Source organism: Rhizobium sp. CIAT894 (assembly GCF_000172795.2).
Taxonomy (GTDB): Bacteria; Pseudomonadota; Alphaproteobacteria; order Rhizobiales; family Rhizobiaceae; genus Rhizobium.
Genome location: NZ_CP020947.1, coordinates 1965668 through 1982885 on the forward strand (window position 1 = coordinate 1965668; position 17218 = coordinate 1982885).

The 17218-nt window shown below is 60.1% G+C and carries 13 protein-coding genes and 5 tRNA genes; 9 read left to right on the forward strand and 9 right to left on the reverse strand.

Annotated elements, in window-relative coordinates; genetic code table 11:
• Positions 1-131: 131 nt before the first annotated feature.
• Positions 132-1982 carry a class I poly(R)-hydroxyalkanoic acid synthase gene (gene phaC, locus RHEC894_RS09780; RefSeq protein WP_085737115.1) on the reverse strand — a complete coding sequence of 617 codons (1851 nt, stop codon included), beginning with the start codon at positions 1980-1982 and terminating at the stop codon, positions 132-134.
• Positions 1983-2129: 147 nt separating this feature from the next.
• On the opposite strand from phaC, the gene RHEC894_RS09785 reads away from it, so the two are divergent.
• The 5 genes from RHEC894_RS09785 (at position 2130) to recJ (ending at position 7656) form a co-directional block, all read left to right on the forward strand.
• The gene (locus RHEC894_RS09785; protein ID WP_085737116.1) at positions 2130-2543 is read left to right on the forward strand and encodes a hypothetical protein; all 414 of its coding nucleotides are present in this window, start codon (positions 2130-2132) and stop codon (positions 2541-2543) included.
• Positions 2544-2764: 221 nt separating this feature from the next.
• The gene (locus RHEC894_RS09790; protein WP_085738927.1) at positions 2765-3982 is read left to right on the forward strand and encodes an LL-diaminopimelate aminotransferase; all 1218 of its coding nucleotides are present in this window, start codon (positions 2765-2767) and stop codon (positions 3980-3982) included.
• Positions 3983-4042: 60 nt separating this feature from the next.
• Positions 4043-5368, forward strand: coding sequence for a homoserine dehydrogenase (locus tag RHEC894_RS09795; RefSeq protein ID WP_085737117.1), 1326 nt, complete (start codon positions 4043-4045; stop codon positions 5366-5368).
• A gap of 156 nt (positions 5369-5524) precedes the next feature.
• Positions 5525-5773, forward strand: a complete 249-nt coding sequence (locus RHEC894_RS09800) for a hypothetical protein (RefSeq protein WP_085737118.1) — start codon at positions 5525-5527, stop codon at positions 5771-5773.
• Between the two features lie 80 nt (positions 5774-5853).
• Entirely contained in the window at positions 5854-7656 is a 1803-nt protein-coding gene (gene recJ, locus RHEC894_RS09805; RefSeq protein WP_085737119.1) for a single-stranded-DNA-specific exonuclease RecJ, read from the forward strand.
• A 46-nt stretch (positions 7657-7702) separates the two neighbouring features.
• Here the strand turns inward: recJ and RHEC894_RS09810 are convergent.
• The 5 genes from RHEC894_RS09810 to gloA form a co-directional block, all read right to left on the reverse strand.
• Positions 7703-7777, reverse strand: a tRNA-Glu gene (locus RHEC894_RS09810).
• An 806-nt stretch (positions 7778-8583) separates the two neighbouring features.
• Positions 8584-8658, reverse strand: a tRNA-Glu gene (locus RHEC894_RS09820).
• An 82-nt stretch (positions 8659-8740) separates the two neighbouring features.
• Positions 8741-8815 (reverse strand) — tRNA-Glu (locus RHEC894_RS09825).
• A gap of 198 nt (positions 8816-9013) precedes the next feature.
• On the reverse strand, positions 9014-10081 hold the full coding sequence (locus RHEC894_RS09830) for a D-Ala-D-Ala carboxypeptidase family metallohydrolase (protein WP_089152709.1): 1068 nt from the start codon (positions 10079-10081) through the stop codon (positions 9014-9016).
• Positions 10082-10247: 166 nt separating this feature from the next.
• Positions 10248-10688, reverse strand: coding sequence for a lactoylglutathione lyase (gene gloA, locus RHEC894_RS09835; RefSeq protein WP_089152710.1), 441 nt, complete (start codon positions 10686-10688; stop codon positions 10248-10250).
• Positions 10689-10883: 195 nt separating this feature from the next.
• Between gloA and RHEC894_RS09840 the strand changes: the two genes are divergently transcribed.
• Positions 10884-11462, forward strand: coding sequence for a cold-shock protein (locus tag RHEC894_RS09840; protein ID WP_010067665.1), 579 nt, complete (start codon positions 10884-10886; stop codon positions 11460-11462).
• A gap of 1 nt (position 11463) precedes the next feature.
• Positions 11464-11952: a DUF192 domain-containing protein gene (locus RHEC894_RS09845; RefSeq protein ID WP_085737123.1), complete on the forward strand. Its 489-nt coding sequence runs from the start codon at positions 11464-11466 to the stop codon at positions 11950-11952.
• 66 nt (positions 11953-12018) lie between these two features.
• Here the strand turns inward: RHEC894_RS09845 and RHEC894_RS09850 are convergent.
• Positions 12019-12095: transfer RNA gene (locus RHEC894_RS09850), tRNA-Arg, on the reverse strand.
• 57 nt (positions 12096-12152) lie between these two features.
• Positions 12153-12458 (reverse strand): ETC complex I subunit, encoded by a 306-nt coding sequence (locus RHEC894_RS09855; protein ID WP_085737124.1) that lies wholly within the window; start codon positions 12456-12458, stop codon positions 12153-12155.
• A 654-nt stretch (positions 12459-13112) separates the two neighbouring features.
• Between RHEC894_RS09855 and RHEC894_RS09860 the strand changes: the two genes are divergently transcribed.
• Together RHEC894_RS09860 and RHEC894_RS09870 are read left to right on the forward strand one after the other, a co-directional pair.
• A tRNA-Pro gene (locus RHEC894_RS09860) sits at positions 13113-13189 on the forward strand.
• Between the two features lie 720 nt (positions 13190-13909).
• Positions 13910-14485 (forward strand): AAA family ATPase, encoded by a 576-nt coding sequence (locus RHEC894_RS09870; protein ID WP_085737125.1) that lies wholly within the window; start codon positions 13910-13912, stop codon positions 14483-14485.
• A 227-nt stretch (positions 14486-14712) separates the two neighbouring features.
• On the opposite strand, the gene RHEC894_RS09875 is transcribed toward RHEC894_RS09870, so the two are convergent.
• Positions 14713-16776: a right-handed parallel beta-helix repeat-containing protein gene (locus tag RHEC894_RS09875; RefSeq protein WP_085737126.1), complete on the reverse strand. Its 2064-nt coding sequence runs from the start codon at positions 16774-16776 to the stop codon at positions 14713-14715.
• Positions 16777-17218 lie beyond the last annotated feature (442 nt).

Sequence of the window (17218 nt, forward strand, 5' to 3'; positions counted from 1 at the left end):
GCAAGTGGGCCGAATTTAGACCACTCGCGACTTCCGACTGTTTCGCAAGGATGACGAATTATGGTTTCTAATTTGTTTACGCCGCGTCGTTCTTTCTCGCGGCGTCTCAAAAAGAGATGCGCAGGGCCTTCTCAGGCGCGTTCCATCACGTAGCTTCCCGGCGCTTCCTCGATCGCGTTCAGCGCATCGCCGCCGGGTTTGCGCGCCGGCACACGCCTGTCATCATGCGTCTCGATCCAGGCCTGCCAGTGCGGCCACCAGGATCCCGGCGTCTCGGTCGCCTTCTCGATCCAGGTCTCGTAGTCCCCCTTGGCGGGGCCGCCGGTCCAGTATTGATACTTCTTCTTGTCGGGCGGGTTGACGACGCCGGCAATATGTCCCGAGCCGGTGACAACGAAGTCCACCTTGCCGCCGAAGAACCGGCTGCCGACGAAGACGGACTTGGCAGGCGCGATGTGATCCTCGCGCGTGGCGAGATTATAGATCGGGATCTTCACGTCTTTCAGCGACACGGGCTTGCCGTCGAGGATCATCTCGTTTTTCGTCAGCGCATTCTTCAGATAGCAATTGCGCAGGTAGAAGGCATGGTTTGCCGCCGCCATGCGGGTCGAATCGGCGTTCCAGAACAACAGGTCGAAGGGCAGGGGCTCCTGGCCCTTGAGATAGCTGTTGACGAAATAAGGCCAGATCAGCTCGGATGCGCGCAGCATGTTGAAAGCCATCGACATCTTCGAACCGTCGAGATAGCCGGCCGCCTGCATATGCTCTTCGAGCGCGGCAAGCTGCTCCTCGTCGACGAAGACCTTGAGGTCGCCGGCATGGGTGAAGTCGACCTGGGTGGTGAATAGGGTCGCGGTCTTGATGCGCTTGTTCTTTTCCCTGGCATGCAGCGCCAGTGTCGCCGCCAGCAGCGTGCCGCCGACGCAGTAGCCGACAGCGTTGACCTCCTTCTCGCCCGTCGCCTTCTCGATCGTCTCGAGCGCGAAATCGATGCCCTCGCGGGCATAGGCCGCCCAGTCTTTCTCGGCGTGGCGGGCATCCGGGTTGACCCAGGAAATGACGAAGACTGTCTGCCCCTGGTCGACGCACCATTTGATGAAGGATTTCTGCGGGTTGAGGTCGAGAATATAGAATTTGTTGATCCAGGGCGGGCAGATCAGCAGCGGCCGTTTCAGCACCGTTTCCGTCGAAGCCTCGTACTGGATGATCTGGCAGATATCGTTCTGGGCGATCACCTTGCCCGGCGTCAGCGCCATGTCGCGGCCGACGGCGAATTTCGTCATGTCGGTCTGGCGCAGGCGAAGATCGCCGTTTCCGGCAGCGATGTCCTCGGCCAGCATCTTCATTCCCCGCACCAGGTTCTCGCCGCTGGTTGCGATCGTTTCGCGGTAGAGTTGCGGATTGGTGGCGACAAAATTGCTCGGCGAAAGGGCGGCCGTGATCTGCTTCACGTAGAAGCCGGCCTTGTGCTTGGTGTGCTCGTCGAGACCATCGGTCTCCGACACCAGCTTCTCCACCCAATCCGATGTGACGAAATAAACCTGGCGGAGAAAATCGAAGAAAGGGTTCTTCTGCCAGTCCTCGTCGGAGAAGCGCTTGTCCTTGCGGGTGTCTGGTTCAGGAGGCGCCTGCATGCTTTGCACGCGCTGCATCGAACGCATCCAGATGCCGAAGAACGACGACATTAGCTGCGTCTGCGCCTCGAAGGTGCGGCGCGGATCGGTAATCCAGTATTCGCTGACCTTGGAAAGCGTCTTGACCATGTCGGTCATCGGATCGACGGCGGTTTGGGTGATCTCGCCGCGTTCGCGCGGCGCAAGCCAGGCCGAGGCAGCCTGCCCGAGATTTTCGAGCGCCCGGGCGAAATTCATCGCCATGGCCTCTGGATCCTTCAATACATAGGGATCGAGATCGGTCGCGTCGAAACCGGCCTTGCCGCCATTCTTCTGGCCGCCATTTTCCTGCTTGCTGTCGGTCACCATTTCCTCCCGGCGGCAGCACTGTTTTTATCCATTCGTTGTACATCGTGATCGAACGAGAAAACAAGTTCCACGCGCGCCGGCTCATGCTATTGCTTTGTGGCTGCGACAAATTTAACAGTCGACGCAATCAGAACTGGATTTTGAGGCATGACGAAAAACGGCATTCGGCGCATCGCGACCTTCAACCGCACCGCATTGATCTGCGTCGCTGCGGCGATGGCCCTTGCCGGATGCAATCTGACGGCGGAAGAGAAAGCCGCGGCCGCCGCCAAGCGAGCGGCGCCGACCGCCGTCGTCATGCCGGCCACCAAGGGCGATGCGGTCGAAGGCGGCCTGGCAAAGTCGCCGGACGGCTATCCGAATTTCGGCGCGCCGCTGACGGCCGCCAATGTTCAGATGAGCGACGAGCAGGCGGCCGACCTGCAGCATCAGTTGACGGCACTTGCTGCCCGCCGCAAGGCCGGTACGCTCTCGGAGGCCGAATATCAGGCCAAGGTCGCCGAAATGCGCCGCCTCGCCGCCGAACACGGCACGGATACGCTCTCCGAAATCTCCAAATAGACCTTGCCTTTCAGGCAATTTGGACGCAAAGCCTTCCGGATGGATCGGAAGATACGATTTTCCCGATAATGCGCGTTGCGCGGCCTTTCCGTCAAAGATTTGCCGCGTGGCTTAGGTCTGATGAATACGGCGTTGCGATTCTGAAGTTCGTGTCGCAGCCGCCGGGAGACGGAACGAACTTCGACTGCGGCCCGAAATGCCGCCTTTCCATGGGGAATGAAATGGAAGAGTTTCACAAAGTCCGGCGTTTGCCGCCTTATGTTTTCGAACAGGTCAACCGTTTGAAAGCAAGCGCGCGAGCGGGCGGCGCCGATATCATCGATCTCGGCATGGGAAACCCCGACCTTCCCACTCCCCAGGCGATCGTCGATAAGCTGTGTGAGGTCGTGCAGGATCCGCGCACCCACCGTTATTCCTCCTCCAAGGGCATTCCGGGGCTGCGCCGCGCCCAGGCCGCCTATTATGCCCGCCGTTTCGGCGTCAAGCTCAACCCGGATACGCAGGTGGTCGCCACCCTCGGCTCCAAGGAAGGCTTCGCCAATATGGCGCAGGCGATTACCGCGCCCGGCGACGTCATTCTCTGCCCGAACCCGACCTATCCGATTCACGCCTTCGGCTTCCTGATGGCAGGCGGCGTCATCCGCTCGATGTCGGTGGAGCCGGACGAGACCTTCTTTCCGCCGCTCGAGCGCGCGGTCAGGCATTCGATCCCGAAGCCCCTGGCGCTGATCCTCAACTATCCCTCGAACCCGACGGCCTTTGTCGCGACGCTCGATTTCTACAAGGACGTCATTGCCTTCGCCAAGAAGCACGACATCATCGTGCTGTCCGACCTTGCCTATTCGGAGATCTATTTCGACGAGGCGCCGCCGCCGTCGGTTCTCGAAGTGCCGGGCGCCATGGATGTGACGGTGGAGTTCACCTCGATGTCGAAGACCTTCTCCATGCCCGGCTGGCGCATGGGCTTTGCCGTCGGTAACGAGCGGCTGATCGCGGCGCTCACCCGCGTAAAGTCTTACCTCGATTATGGCGCCTTCACGCCGATCCAGGTTGCGGCGACACATGCCCTGAACGGCGACGGCTCCGATATTGCGGAAGTCCGCAACGTCTATAAACGTCGCCGTGACGTCATGGTTGAAAGCTTCGGCAAGGCCGGATTCGACGTGCCGCCACCGGCCGCCACCATGTTTGCCTGGGCGAAGATCCCGGAAAAGTTCCGCCATCTCGGTTCGCTGGAATTTTCCAAGCTGCTGGTCGAGAAGGCCGACGTCGCCGTTGCCCCGGGCATCGGCTTCGGCGAGATGGGCGACGACTATGTCCGTCTGGCGCTGGTCGAGAACGAACACCGCATCCGCCAGGCTGCCCGCAACATCAAGAAGTTCATGTCGACGGCAGACGAAACGATGCATAACGTCATTTCGCTGAACGCGCACCGTTAATCCAACCCTTCGGCAGCCGCGCCCCGCGGCTGCCGCCACACAGACATTCAGGATCGATCCATGGCAGATGCCCTCAAAATCGGCATTGCGGGCTTGGGCACCGTTGGCGCCTCGCTAGTCCGCATCATTCAGCAGAAGAGCAACGAGCTTGCCGTCACCTGCGGGCGTCCGATCACCATCACCGCGGTCTCCGCGCGTGACAGGACGCGGGACCGCGGCGTCGATCTTTCCGCGGTTACCTGGTTCGACCGGCCGGAAGAGCTTGCCGAAAAGGGCGATATCGACGTCTTCGTCGAGCTGATGGGCGGCGCCGAAGGCGCTGCCAACACCTCGGTGCGCGCCGCACTCCAGCGTGGTCTCCATGTGGTGACAGCCAACAAGGCGCTGCTTGCCTATCACGGCGTCGAGCTTGCGACGATTGCCGAGGAGAAGGGCGCGTTGCTGAATTTCGAGGCGGCGGTCGCCGGCGGCATCCCCGTCATCAAGGCGCTGCGCGAATCGCTGACCGGCAATGCCGTCTCGCGCATCTACGGCATCATGAACGGCACCTGCAATTACATCCTGACCAAGATGGAGAAGGAGGGGCTTTCCTTCGCCGAATGCCTCAAGGAAGCGCAGCGGCTGGGTTATGCCGAGGCCGATCCCGCCTTCGATATCGAGGGCAACGACACGGCCCACAAGCTTGCTATCCTGACGACGCTCGCCTTCGGCAATAAGATCGCGGCAGACGACATCTATCTCGAAGGCATCACCAACATCTCGATCGAGGATATCCACGCCGCCGCCGAGCTCGGTTATCGCATCAAGCTGCTCGGCGTTGCCCAGCGCACCGATACCGGCATCGAGCAGCGCGTGCACCCGACCATGGTGCCGGTCGATTCGGTCATTGCCCAGGTCGACGGCGTTACCAATGCGGTGGCGATCGAATCCGACGTGCTCGGCGAACTGCTGATGGTCGGCCCTGGCGCCGGCGGCAACGCGACGGCCTCGTCCGTGCTCGGCGATATCGCCGATATCGCCAAGAGCCAGCCCGGCGCCCAGCGCGTGCCGGTTCTCGGTCATCCCGCAACGGCGCTGGAGCCCTACCGCAAGGCGCAAATGCAGAGCCATGAGGGCGGCTATTTCATCCGCCTGACCGTGCTCGACCGCACCGGCGTCTTTGCCAGCGTCGCAACCCGCATGGCTGAAAACAACATATCGCTGGAATCGATCGTCCAGCGCTCCAAACAGCATCTGGCGCCGTCGCACCACCAGACGATTATTCTCGTCACGCACGCAACGATGGAAGAGTCGGTCCGCAAGGCGGTCGCTTCGATCAAGTCGGAAGGTTATCTCTTCGGCGAGCCGCAGGTGATTCGCATCGAGCGGCCGAAAGAAGAAGCTTAAGTTTTTCCCGCTTGGGGACGATGAACCGCTCTGTCTCTGGCAGGGCGGTTTTTTGTTGATCGGTCAGGCTCCCCGTACGGAAGTCTATATTAACAAATACCGAAATATTGATATAAATAAAACCATAGATGGTGAGTCGCCGGCGTGGAGAATTTCATGAGCAAGGACAGCCATGCCGGGAAGGGGTATGGCCGCCCGAGCGACGAGCCGCCCAACCCTCCTGATATGCTTGAGCAAATCCTCAAGCCAATGCACCGTGACATCAGTCATGAGGTCCATGACGAGGCTGACGGCGATGACGACAATCCGGAAGGCCGCAACTGGGCCATTCTGCTGACGCTGTTTTCGTTTCTGCTGGTGCAGTTTGCCGGCATTGCCATGCTGATCTGGACAGTATTCTGGTAAAAATCCGTGTCTGCAAATCCCCCGCTATGTTATCTCCGCTGCTCCTGTAAAAAGAGCAGATGAAGTCAGCGGAGTGTGGCATGGCAGATCCCGTCGATCCGGTACAGCGCGCCTTTCTCGGCGTGGAGAAATCCGCGCTCGACAATCGTTGGGTGGCGCGGCTCGACCAGGCCGGGCAGAATCGCGCGCTCGCCATGTCACAGATCCACGGCCTGCCGGATCTGATCGCTCGCGTGCTGGCCGGGCGCGGCGTGCCGGTGGACGATGCGATCGAATTTCTCGATCCGACCATCCGCAGCCTGATGCCCGATCCCCATAGCCTGACCGATTGCGAAAAGGCCGCGGCCCGTCTGGTGCGGGCGATCGAGCGCGGCGAGAGCGTCGCGATCTTCGGCGACTACGATGTCGACGGCGCGGCCTCCTCGGCGCTGATGTTCCGCTTCCTCAGCCATTTCGGCGTCAAGGCGACCATCTATATCCCCGACCGCGTCTTCGAAGGTTACGGCCCCAATCCGGCGGCGATCAACCAGTTGATCGACAACGGTGCCCAACTGATCGTTACCGTCGATTGCGGCTCCACCAGTCACGACGCGCTGGCGGCGGCTGCCGCGCGCGACATCGATGTTGTCGTCATCGATCACCATCAGGTGACACATGAGCTGCCGCGCTGCCATGCGCTTGTTAATCCGAACCGTGAGGACGATCTGTCGGGGCAGGGGCATCTTTGCGCCGCCGGCGTCGTCTTCATGGTGTTGGTCGCGACGCTGCGCCTGCTGCGCGCGGCCGGCAACAAGCGCATCCTGGCGATCGACCTCTTGCAATGGCTTGACATCGTTGCATTGGCGACGGTTTGCGATGTCGTGCCGTTGAAGGGCCTCAACCGCGCCTATGTGGTGAAGGGCCTGGTTGCTGCCCGCCACCAGAGCAATGCCGGGCTTGCGGCACTCTTCCGCAAAGCCGGGCTTTCAGGCCCGGTCACACCCTATCATTTCGGCTTCCTGATCGGCCCGCGCATCAATGCCGGCGGGCGGATCGGCGACGCGGCCCTCGGAAGCCGGCTGCTGACGCTTGACGATGCCGGTGAGGCTGAGGTGATCGCCCAGCGCCTCGACGAACTCAACCGCGAACGCCAGGCGATGGAGGCCGTCATGCTGCAGGAGGCGGAAGCCGAGGCGCTCGCCGAATATGGCGACGGCGAGGGCGCCTCCGTCATCGTCACCGCCCATGAGAAATGGCATCCCGGCATCGTCGGGCTGATTGCGGCGCGGCTGAAGGAGAAGTTCAAACGCCCGGCCTTCGCGATCGCCTTCGATGCCTCCGGTCGCGGCACCGGCTCGGGCCGCTCGATCAACGGCTTCGACATGGGCAGGATGGTGCGCGCCGCGGTCGACGAGGGGCTGCTCGTCAAGGGCGGCGGCCACGCCATGGCCGCGGGGCTGACCGTCGAGCGCGCCGATCTCGGCAGGTTGAGGACCTTCTTCACCGAAAAGGCGGCAAGGACGGTGGCGAACCTCGTCGCCAACGAGACCTTGAAGATCGACGGGGCGATCGGCGCCAGCGGCGCCACGCTCGAACTCATCGATCGCCTGGAGGCGGCCGGCCCCTATGGCTCCGGCCATTCGCAACCGCTCTTTGCCGTGCCGGCCCATCGTGTGCGCGATGCGCGCCTCGTCGGCGAGAAGCATGTGAAGGTGACGATGGAGGCAATGGATGGATCGCGGCTCGACGGCATCGCCTTCCGCGCCGCCGATACGGCGCTGGGCAACCTGCTGCTCAATTCGCGCGGCGCGAGCCTGCATGTCGCGGGTTCGCTCGGCGCCGAGCATTACCAGGGTGCGCGCCGCATCCAACTGCGCGTCTGCGACGCAGCGCCGGCAAAATAGCACTGTCGCGCAAGCGATCGAACCCATGTCATTGAGAGAGAAGAAGTGGCACGCCCTAGGGGAGTCGAACCCCTCTTCCCAGAATGAAAATCTGGTGTCCTAACCGATAGACGAAGGGCGCTTCCTTCGTGGTGGCGCCCTTATAGTCAGCACCTTCGAAAGCCGCAAGCGCCAAGACGCGAAAAAATCATCGTTTTCGCCGATTTTTTTCGGCTGTGGAAAACAGCGCTGCGGTGGCAAGGCGAAGTCGGAGAAGGATCGGTGTTGGGGATGGCTTCGACCTGATTACAAGCTGGTACGCCAACCTGTCCTCTTTCCGTTCCTCGGCCACCGCCTCTTTTTGCAGGAACTTCATCCCCTTCGTAGCCATCTTTTTACGGTGGCTTTCTGAGTAGTAGGCGGCTTGCTCCATCGTCGTCCGACCACAGATATCAGCTTGGGCATAAACAACCTTAGGACCGGAGGAGCGGCAATGGCGGCCACCAGGGCACGATCATCACCGGGGCGAGCGACGGCGCCGAAGGTGCCGGGCCGCGCGGAGCGTCGCTTGGGAGCAGACCGAAAACTTTCCTCCGCACGACCCAACTTTGCGATAACCTTAATGTGCCCCTGCGGTTCCCGTACGCTGCCGGACAAAAAATGCCCCGCCTAGGCGGGGCAAGTCCTGACAAAGACGGATCGCACAGGAGGAACACCCGTGCTTTCCTACTGGTACAACGAGATGGGATCGGTAAGGTTCCGCATACCGCCTCGTACTCAGGATCTAGCCAGCGCTCACGCGAAGTTGAGGGCGGCTTCCTGGCCCCTCTCGCGGTAGATTTTCAAAACAGCTCATTGCCTTTCCCTCCTAAATGGTGTGACAAACGAGGGAAAAGATATAATGATGTCAGCGACACTTTTATCTAAGTGTCTGATTTTGTGATATTTTGGTACGCCCTAGGGGAGTCGAACCCCTCTTTACAGAATGAGAATCTGTCGTCCTAACCGATAGACGAAGGGCGCAGGCCAACTTCGTTAAAATAGGAAAGCGCGGTGACATCTGCAAGCAGATCACGAATTGCTTTGACAATTGAGAAAGAAGAAGTGGCACGCCCTAGGGGAGTCGAACCCCTCTTCCCAGAATGAAAATCTGGTGTCCTAACCGATAGACGAAGGGCGCTTCCTTCGTGGTGGCGCCCTTATAGTCAGCACCTTCGAAAGCCGCAAGCGCCAAATTCGATTTTTTGCAAAAAAATGACAGATATTTCGGCTGGTGTATTTTTGAGGATTAGGTTAGCCGAATCAAAGGTTTGTGGGAATTGCCGCAAACTCGCGGGATAGAGCTGACCTGGCGTGACGCCGATCCGCGCTTGTGGGATCAGATGGCTCTTGCGGTGGTTATTGGCGCGCGTTTGCCGCCGCAACCCCAGTTCCAGTCACGGCTCTTGCCGGTGTCGAGATGGACCGAATCCGTGTGGCAATAGGTGCCGACGCCACCGCGGTTCGGTAGCGAGCGGATATAGGCGGCGATATCCCATTTCGTGACGCCGTCGATCTGGATGTCGGCCGCCTCGCAGCTCTTGTGCATCGATTCGTCAGCGCCGCCGACCTGGCGGTTATGCTCTTCGTCGCGGTAGCCTGACGTGACGATAACAGGCCGGCCGAAATGGTTTTCGACCGTCTTGATCACGTTCAGCAAGTCGGGCTTGAAGCAGCCGACCTCGACCTTGTCGTTCTGAAGATGCAGCCCGTTCGGCGCGATACGCGTCATGCCGGGCAGGGATGCCTTCTGCAGCAGGCCGGAGAGGCTGCCGAGCAGGTTCTGCTTCGGGGCGCTGTAGAGCGCATTGACAGTCGAAGTCGGAATACTGCCGGTCGCGAGCGACGCTGTCTGAACCGGCGCAGGCTGTGTGCTGCCATTCTGCGAGGACTGCTGCGGCAGCACCGGCTCCGCCGGCTGTGCCGATGTGGGCTGCTGGCTGTAAACGCTGCTTCTCGCCGGCACGACACCTTCCACCGGCGCATAGGCCTGCGGCTGGATGACGGTGGATGTGCTGTTGTTCTGCGGCCCCGGCTGGTGATCGGAAAAGATGCTCATTGCCTGTGCATTGATCCGGGTCGACTGCATGACGAGCCCGCCGATATTGGCAGGTGCCGATGCCGCCGGATTGGCGGGCGGGACAGCGGCGTTCGGATCCACCACCGCGGCCTGAGGTGCTGCTTGAGCGCCGGAGACATTGACGAGCCGGGGATCCGTATAGACCGAACGCGGGGCAGGGCTTGCAGGCGCTGCTGCGGCAAGCTGGGGGGGCGCGACTTGGGCCGCCGGAACCGCCGCTGCGGAATCGAGCGCCTTCTTGTCCGATGTGCAGCCGGACAGCGCCAGCACCGAGGTGGCGATCAGCAAAGCGCCCGTCACGGGCATCCGCATCTGCATGTTAGGCAAGCGACAGTCTCCGGTGGATGCGGAATTAGGGGCGAAAAACGCCACCATCCGCTTCGAGTCACCGGGAGATTGCCTGCGGCGCCGGATCGCGGCAAGCGCTAAGGCGCCGGCCGGACCCGAAATCGAAAAAGCCGCAAGCCTCGCAAAAGCCTTGCGGAAAAAAGCCTTACCAGGCGCCGGTATTGCCCATCGAGGTCCAGGGCTCGGCGGCGGCGAGCGGGCTGCCCTTCTGCAGGATTTCGATCGAAATGCCGTCGGGCGAGCGCACGAAGGCCATGTTCCCGTCGCGCGGCGGCCGGTTGATGGTGATGCCATTGTCCATCAGATGCTGGCAGGTTGCGTAGATATCGTCGACCTCGTAGGCGAGGTGGCCGAAATTGCGTCCTCCGCTATAATCTTCCGTGTCCCAGTTATAGGTAAGCTCGAGGCAGGGAGCCTTTTCGCTGCGCGCACGGTCGAGATCGTCGCGGGCGGCGAGGAAAACCAGGGTGAATCGGCCCTTCTCATTTTCGTGGCGGCGGATCTCCTTCAGCCCGAACAGGGTGGTGTAAAAGGCGAGTGAGGCGTCCAGGTCTTTGACGCGAACCATTGTATGGAGATAACGCATTCTATTTACTCCTTTATTGGGGCTAGCTTTTTTCGGCGATGCGAGGTCAGCTTCGGGCAAGTCATCTTTATAAAATGTGCAGCTGGGAATAACCGAAAACTAGGACTTGCGCTTATCCGTTACCAAGATGTTAATCTTGATTTCAAGAATCAGTTAACCGTAACAGTGTGACGCGTATTCGAGGGGCTGGCGACAATGGCTGATAGGATTTCATCGAACGAATACTCCGATCTTGACGAGCTATCGGCGGAGGCGGTCGATCTTGTGGAAATCACCGGCGTCGTCAAGTGGTTCGACGTCGCCAAGGGTTTCGGTTTCATCGTGCCAGACAATGGTATGCAGGATGTTCTCCTGCATGTGACCTGCCTGCGCCGCGACGGTTACCAGACGATCCTGGAGGGAACGCGCATCGTCGCCCTCATCCAGCGCCGCGAACGCGGCTACCAGGCTTTCAAGATCCTCTCGATGGACCAGTCGACGGCGGTTCATCCCTCGCAGATGCCGCCGGTGCGCACCCATGTGCAGGTCACCGCGACGAGCGGGCTCGAGCGGGCGCTCGTCAAGTGGTTCAACCGCACCAAGGGCTTCGGCTTCCTGACACGCGGCGAGGGCACCGAAGACATCTTCGTGCACATGGAAACGCTCCGCCGGTTCGGCCTGACGGAATTGCGCCCCGGCCAGGTCGTGCTCGTTCGCTTCGGCGACGGCGAGAAGGGCCTGATGGCCGCGGAGATCCATCCCGATGTTCCGAGCCCCGCCAGCCGGTCGCACTGATATGCGCGGCCCAATCCTGTTTCATGCGATCAGAAGCGCCATCCTGGCGCTTTTTTTCATGGTTGCCCTGCCGGCTCTGGGCGAAGAGCAGATGCGGTTCGACAAGGAGCCGCTGCTCATCCAGACAGCTGCGGGCAAGGTGCTGCATTTCACTGTCGAGATTGCCTCAACTCCCGATCAGCGCGCTCACGGACTGATGTTTCGCAAAGTGATGGCCGATGATGCCGGCATGATCTTCGATTTCGACGAGCCGCGGCGCGTCACTATGTGGATGGAAAACACCATCCTGCCGCTCGACATGCTTTTTTCCGACGACACCGGCACGATCCGCCACATCAAGGAAAACGCAACGCCCTATTCGCGCGACATCATCGATTCGATGAGCCCGGTGAAATACGTCGTCGAACTCAATGCCGGCATCGTCGCCAAACTCGGAATCAAACCGGGCGACCGGATCGTCAGCGCCACGACGACGAAGAAGGCGAAGTGACGGCGCGCACGCCCGGACAATGCGGGCCGTGATGCGGCTGTCGAAGATTCAAGATCAGTTGAATGGTGGCGACCCCTGCAGGAATCGAACCTGCGACAACCTGCTTAGAAGGCAGGTGCTCTATCCAGCTGAGCTAAGGGGCCGTCCGGCGGTCGCGTTCAGGGGGCGCGACCGGATGCGGCAGTTCTGGACGAGAAATCTCAATGCGTCCAGGGCTGTGTACGGGTATAGCGGAAATTATCCGGATAGGCGACAACCTGACGGATCGGGTCCTTGGGGGCGATGACGCGATATTCGATGCCATTGCGCTGGGCGTAGGCTTCGGCCAGTTCCTGCGTTTCGAAGGTGAGCTTCACCTGCTGACGTGTATCGCCCGAGGAGGTGTAGCCCATCATGGGATCGATCTTGCGCGGCGACTCCTGATCGAATTCGAGCACCCAGAGATGGGTCTTGGCCTTGCCGGACTGCATGGCGGTCTTGGCTGGACGATAGATCTTGGCAGACATGACTGCGGCGTCTCCGACTATGCGGGCTGCGCCCGCCTTCCATGGTCTCAATCCCCGTCGCCGGGGCTTTGCTTCGTCGCTAGAGATAGCACGAAGAGATGAATTTTGCTTATCCGCGAATCCTTGGCTTTTCAAGAAAAAAGGCGGCGCACGCGCGCCGTCGATCCCATCCCGATGACGAGGTGAAGCTGCGAAACACGGATATCGGCGGACAGGCCGGCCGCGGATATTCCTCCCCGTGTCCGACCGCAGCTTGAAGCCTGAGGGTTCTCGCCGGTTGCGCGATATTACCGCTTGTCTCATGTTGTGATAACAACCCGATTGCCGCAGCCAGCCCTCGGCACTAGTTTACGGCTCAGCTAATTTCAGTGGATTTGCACTCATGATAAGACGTTCGGCGGAGTTCAATGCCATCGTGATAGGGGCTGTCATTACGGCTTTCTTTTACGTTGCCATCAGCTACGCCCAATATATCGGCCTGCTCGAACACGGCTGAGGCAGCCTTCTCCCGACGGCCAGTCGCTCGGCAGAGGCAGACCGGCGGCCCATCACGATTTTTCTGTATGCATCAAATATCAGGCGGGAATCTGCGGCCAGGGCGGGATTTATGGGTTGCGACGGCGAAGTGAACCGTGTATCTCCCCGCCCACGGCACGGAGTGTAGCGCAGTCTGGTAGCGCATCTGGTTTGGGACCAGAGGGTCGGGAGTTCGAATCTCTCCACTCCGACCATTCAATTGAGCTTCACACCCAGGCAGAATGACCGTTTGGTTGTGCCGGGTAGGCTTCTGCGGGCCGATAAGCACGCGCACTCAGCAGCTCCATGTTTTGGATCTTGATCATTCGAAAGCGGGCGGCGTAGGCTCTGTGGCAGACGCCCAATGCACCCACACACGGACCCCGCGATCCTTCAATGTATCGAAGATACGCCTGGCGGGCGTGCCTGCCTTTGTCACTCCATCTAAATCTCGTTGTCGAGAACTCTCACTTCCTTCAGCGTGGGCAAGTCGAGCAGAGCTTCGCGACCTTCTCCATCGGCATTCCCGGCCTCAGGGTTGCAAGCGCCGCAACATCCACCTTCTCGTTCGCTTCCGCCATTCCCTGTCCTCTATAAATGCCTGCGAGCACAACAGCGGCCGCACCGACGATCAATTGCCGCTTCCGCATCACAACGTCAGCATCCTCTGTGTCCTCGGTCCGCACCGCCGTCGAACATATGTGCCGGCCTTTCGGATTTTCAATGCGGGGAAAGGCGGCGGAGCCCGCAAGCTCGACATGAACCGCGCATGTCGGTCTCGGGCACGTATCGACGAGTACCGCTGGTGAAGTCCCATTCACTTCAATAGGATGGAAGCGGCCCTGTGCCACGAGCTATCCGATCCAATGGAAGGTGCGTGTATAGCTGTTTCTCAACCGAGTTTACTGACCGGGACTGAATAGGTGTCGCTAGAGATGGGTGTCCGCATCGTGCTCATAGGCTTCCCGGGCGTTGGGAAGTTGACTGTCGCGAAAGAGTTGAGCGCGATGGTTTCGGCAAAAATCGTCGACAACCACTGGATCAACAACCCGATCCTCCGCTTGCTGGATGAGGATGGAACGGCGTCGCTTCCAAAGGGAATATGGGAGTTCACAGGTCGGGTTCGGCAAACCGTCCTTGATGCAATCACCGCTTACGCGCCGTCCGCCAATTTCATTTTCACGCATGCCGGTCTCGAGGGTGATGAGCGGAGCCTTCGTACCTTTCAGCAGATCGCCGGTGCTGCCGAAGCCTGCGGCGCGGTTCTGGTGCCGGTGCGGTTGCTGTGTGATGAAGAGGAGCTGGCTCGCCGGGTTTCGAGCCCCGGGCGGCGCGAAAGGTTGAAATCCACTGACGTGGCAGCCTCGAGGGATCGCAGCCGGAGGGCAGGGGTTTTCGATCCACACCACCCAAACACATTGGTCCTCGACGTCACTTCCGTGCCACCTGAAAAAACGGCCAGCGCGATCCGGGATCATATTCTGAAGGTTCTTGGCAACCTGTCAGCCTGAAATTCGTCGGAGTTGATTGTCTTCGCGTTGATCGTCGATACGCCTGGCGGCGGGAGGTGGGGCGTTCTGACGACCTGTCGGTTGACGCAAAGCCGGCCCGAAAGGCCGGCTGACGCCCGTCGAAAAATCGCAGCGCGCGGATGGGTCCCCTCATCCGCGCGCCGAAGTAGCCGATTTTTTTCGGCCCGCGTGTTGTGGCGACCGGACGACCGCCACAACGGGGACAGTTACAGGAGAAAATCGCCTGCCCCCAGGTGGACGAGGCCCTTCAACTGAACCTCGAAGTCATGAACACCGTCGCCGTTCGTGTCGGCCTGGATAACGGTCACATCGTTCGAGGATCCGGCGTGGTCTTCATAGTGCCAGGCGAGCGCGCCAGCCTTGTGGTCGAACAAGGCATTCTCCTGTGCCTGGAAATGGAAGGTTCCATCGCCCGCCGCAGAGCCATTCGCATCGATCGCCGACAAGTCGATCTTATCGACGCCGTGCTGGAAGTCGGTGATGACGTCGCGGTTCGAGCCGGACCCGGTTTCCGTCGGCGCCTTCAAGATAAACGTATCCTCGCCGATGCCACCGGTCATAATGTCCTTCCCGGCACCACCGATGAGGAAATCATTGCCGGCGCCGCCGTCCAGTTTGTCCGCGCCAGCCCCGCCGATGAGAACGTTACCGCCGTTGTTGCCACCGGTCAGTACGTCGTCATAGCTTGAGCCAGTCAGGTTTTCGATGCTGGCGATCTTGTCACCGGCCGCCTGGCCGCCCGATGCGGCTCCAGTCGCCAGGTTGACGTTGACCGCGGCAGAGCCCGCATAGCTGGCCGTGTCGTTGCCAGTGCCGCCGTCGAGCACGTCCGCGCCGGCCCCGCCCTTCAACACGTCACTACCGCCGAGACCCTTGAAGGTTTCATTGCCGCCGTTGGACTGACCGGTGTGCGGCAGGATGTCGTTGCCGCTGGTGCCGATGAATTCCTTTGTCGACGTGGTTGGCGTTGTCGGTTGCGTCGGCGTGGTTGGGGTTGTCGGTTCCGTCGGCGTGGTCGGAGTTGTCGGCGTGGTAGGTGTGGTCGGCGTTGTCGGTGTGGTTGGGGTTGTCGGGGTCGAGCTGGAGCCTGATTCGTAAGCACCCATATCGACAGTTCCAACGACGCGGGTGTGGCCGTCCAGGTCGACCGAGCCGACGCCGTACTTGGCAGTTCCGCCGTCGATCGCTGCCGAGCCCGAGGCGAGATGGAAGTCGTCGCTCGCTGCCCCCACGAAATGCGGGTCGATGCCGAGCTTGTTGCCGTTCGCCGTGCTCGGCATAGCGTTGCCGCCGTCGGTCCTGACCGAGGCCTGGCCGGCCGTGCCGTTGTAGGTGTTGTTGTTGGCCCAGACGACGTTGGCGTTGGTATAGCCGCCGTACGACGTGTTATCGACCGCAGTGTTGTTCTTGTTCACCGACGGGTCGGCGACGGCGATGTTGTTGGTCCAGGTGTTGTTGCTCGACTGTGCGTTGCTGAGTTCGCCGCGCCAGGTGCCGTCGTTCAGCGGGTCCTGATTGTTGTGGTATGCGGTGTTGTTCTGCACCGTGACGGAGTCGCTCCAGGCAACTTGGATGCCTTTGCCGCCGTTCTCATAGACCAAGTTGTTATCGACCAGGGTCTTGAACGTATAGTTCGGATGACCATCCGTCTGCGTGCTCTGAAAATCGTCGATGATGATGCCGTTGCCATCGGTGTGCGCACCGGTCTTGGTGATGTTGTCGTGCGAGATGTTGTTCTGCACGATATTCCGGTAGCCGGTCGTCGATGTGTCGCCGGTGATGTTCCTGTTCTCGTAGAGCGAGATGCCAGAGTACCAGCCCGTCGAGGCGTTGTTGTAGGTCTCGTTGCCTATGACCTTGACGAAGTCGGAATAGTTGAACTGAATGCCCGACTCGCCGCTGTCGTGGACCTTGTTGTTGAGAATGGAGACGTGATGGACGTTGTTCGCTTCGATGCCGTCACCGTTGCCGCCCTTGATGTCGAAACCGTCGATGGTCACGTAGTTGGCGTTGACGCTGATCCCGGTATACGAGCCCGCGGGCGGGCGGATCAGTGCCGCACCTGGCACTTCCGAGCGCAGCGTGATGTCGGCTGCCGCCGAGCCGTCCTTGTCGAAGTTGATGCTCTCATTGTAGGTCCCCGGCTTCACCACGACCTCGTCGCCGGGCTTCAGGTTCGCCGCCATTGCCTCGCTGATCGTGTGAAAAGGAGACGAGGCACTGCCGTTGCCACCGCTGCTGCCAGTCGTCGCTACGTAGTATGTCGTCATGGTCTTGTTCCTCAACCTTAGCGTTGTCTTTGCCGGTTACTATTTATAGTTAATCAGGCGTTACGGCGGGGGGTTATAGGGCGACATCCCGGATGGCGCAACAGCATTACATCAGTAAGTGCTTGAGAAACATAGCCATATTGCTGCCACAATACCAAAGTCGATCATTAGTTACTTTTTGAAATATTTGGTGAAATTCGAGTCGCCCAAATTAGGACAATATATATGTCTCGTACGCCGCGAATTATTCTTTCTGCAACTATGGCGACATGCGTCCATTGAAAACATTAGAAAAACCTGACGGATGTGGCTGGATTCCTCCCGCCAGAGCGGAATCGACATTTTTTTTCTGAATTCAGCAATTTTGGGCGGTTTCGCCTTAAATATCGGGACCGATCGACATTGAAAACGGTAGGGTGAGTCGTTTCTCACAGGTGATTCT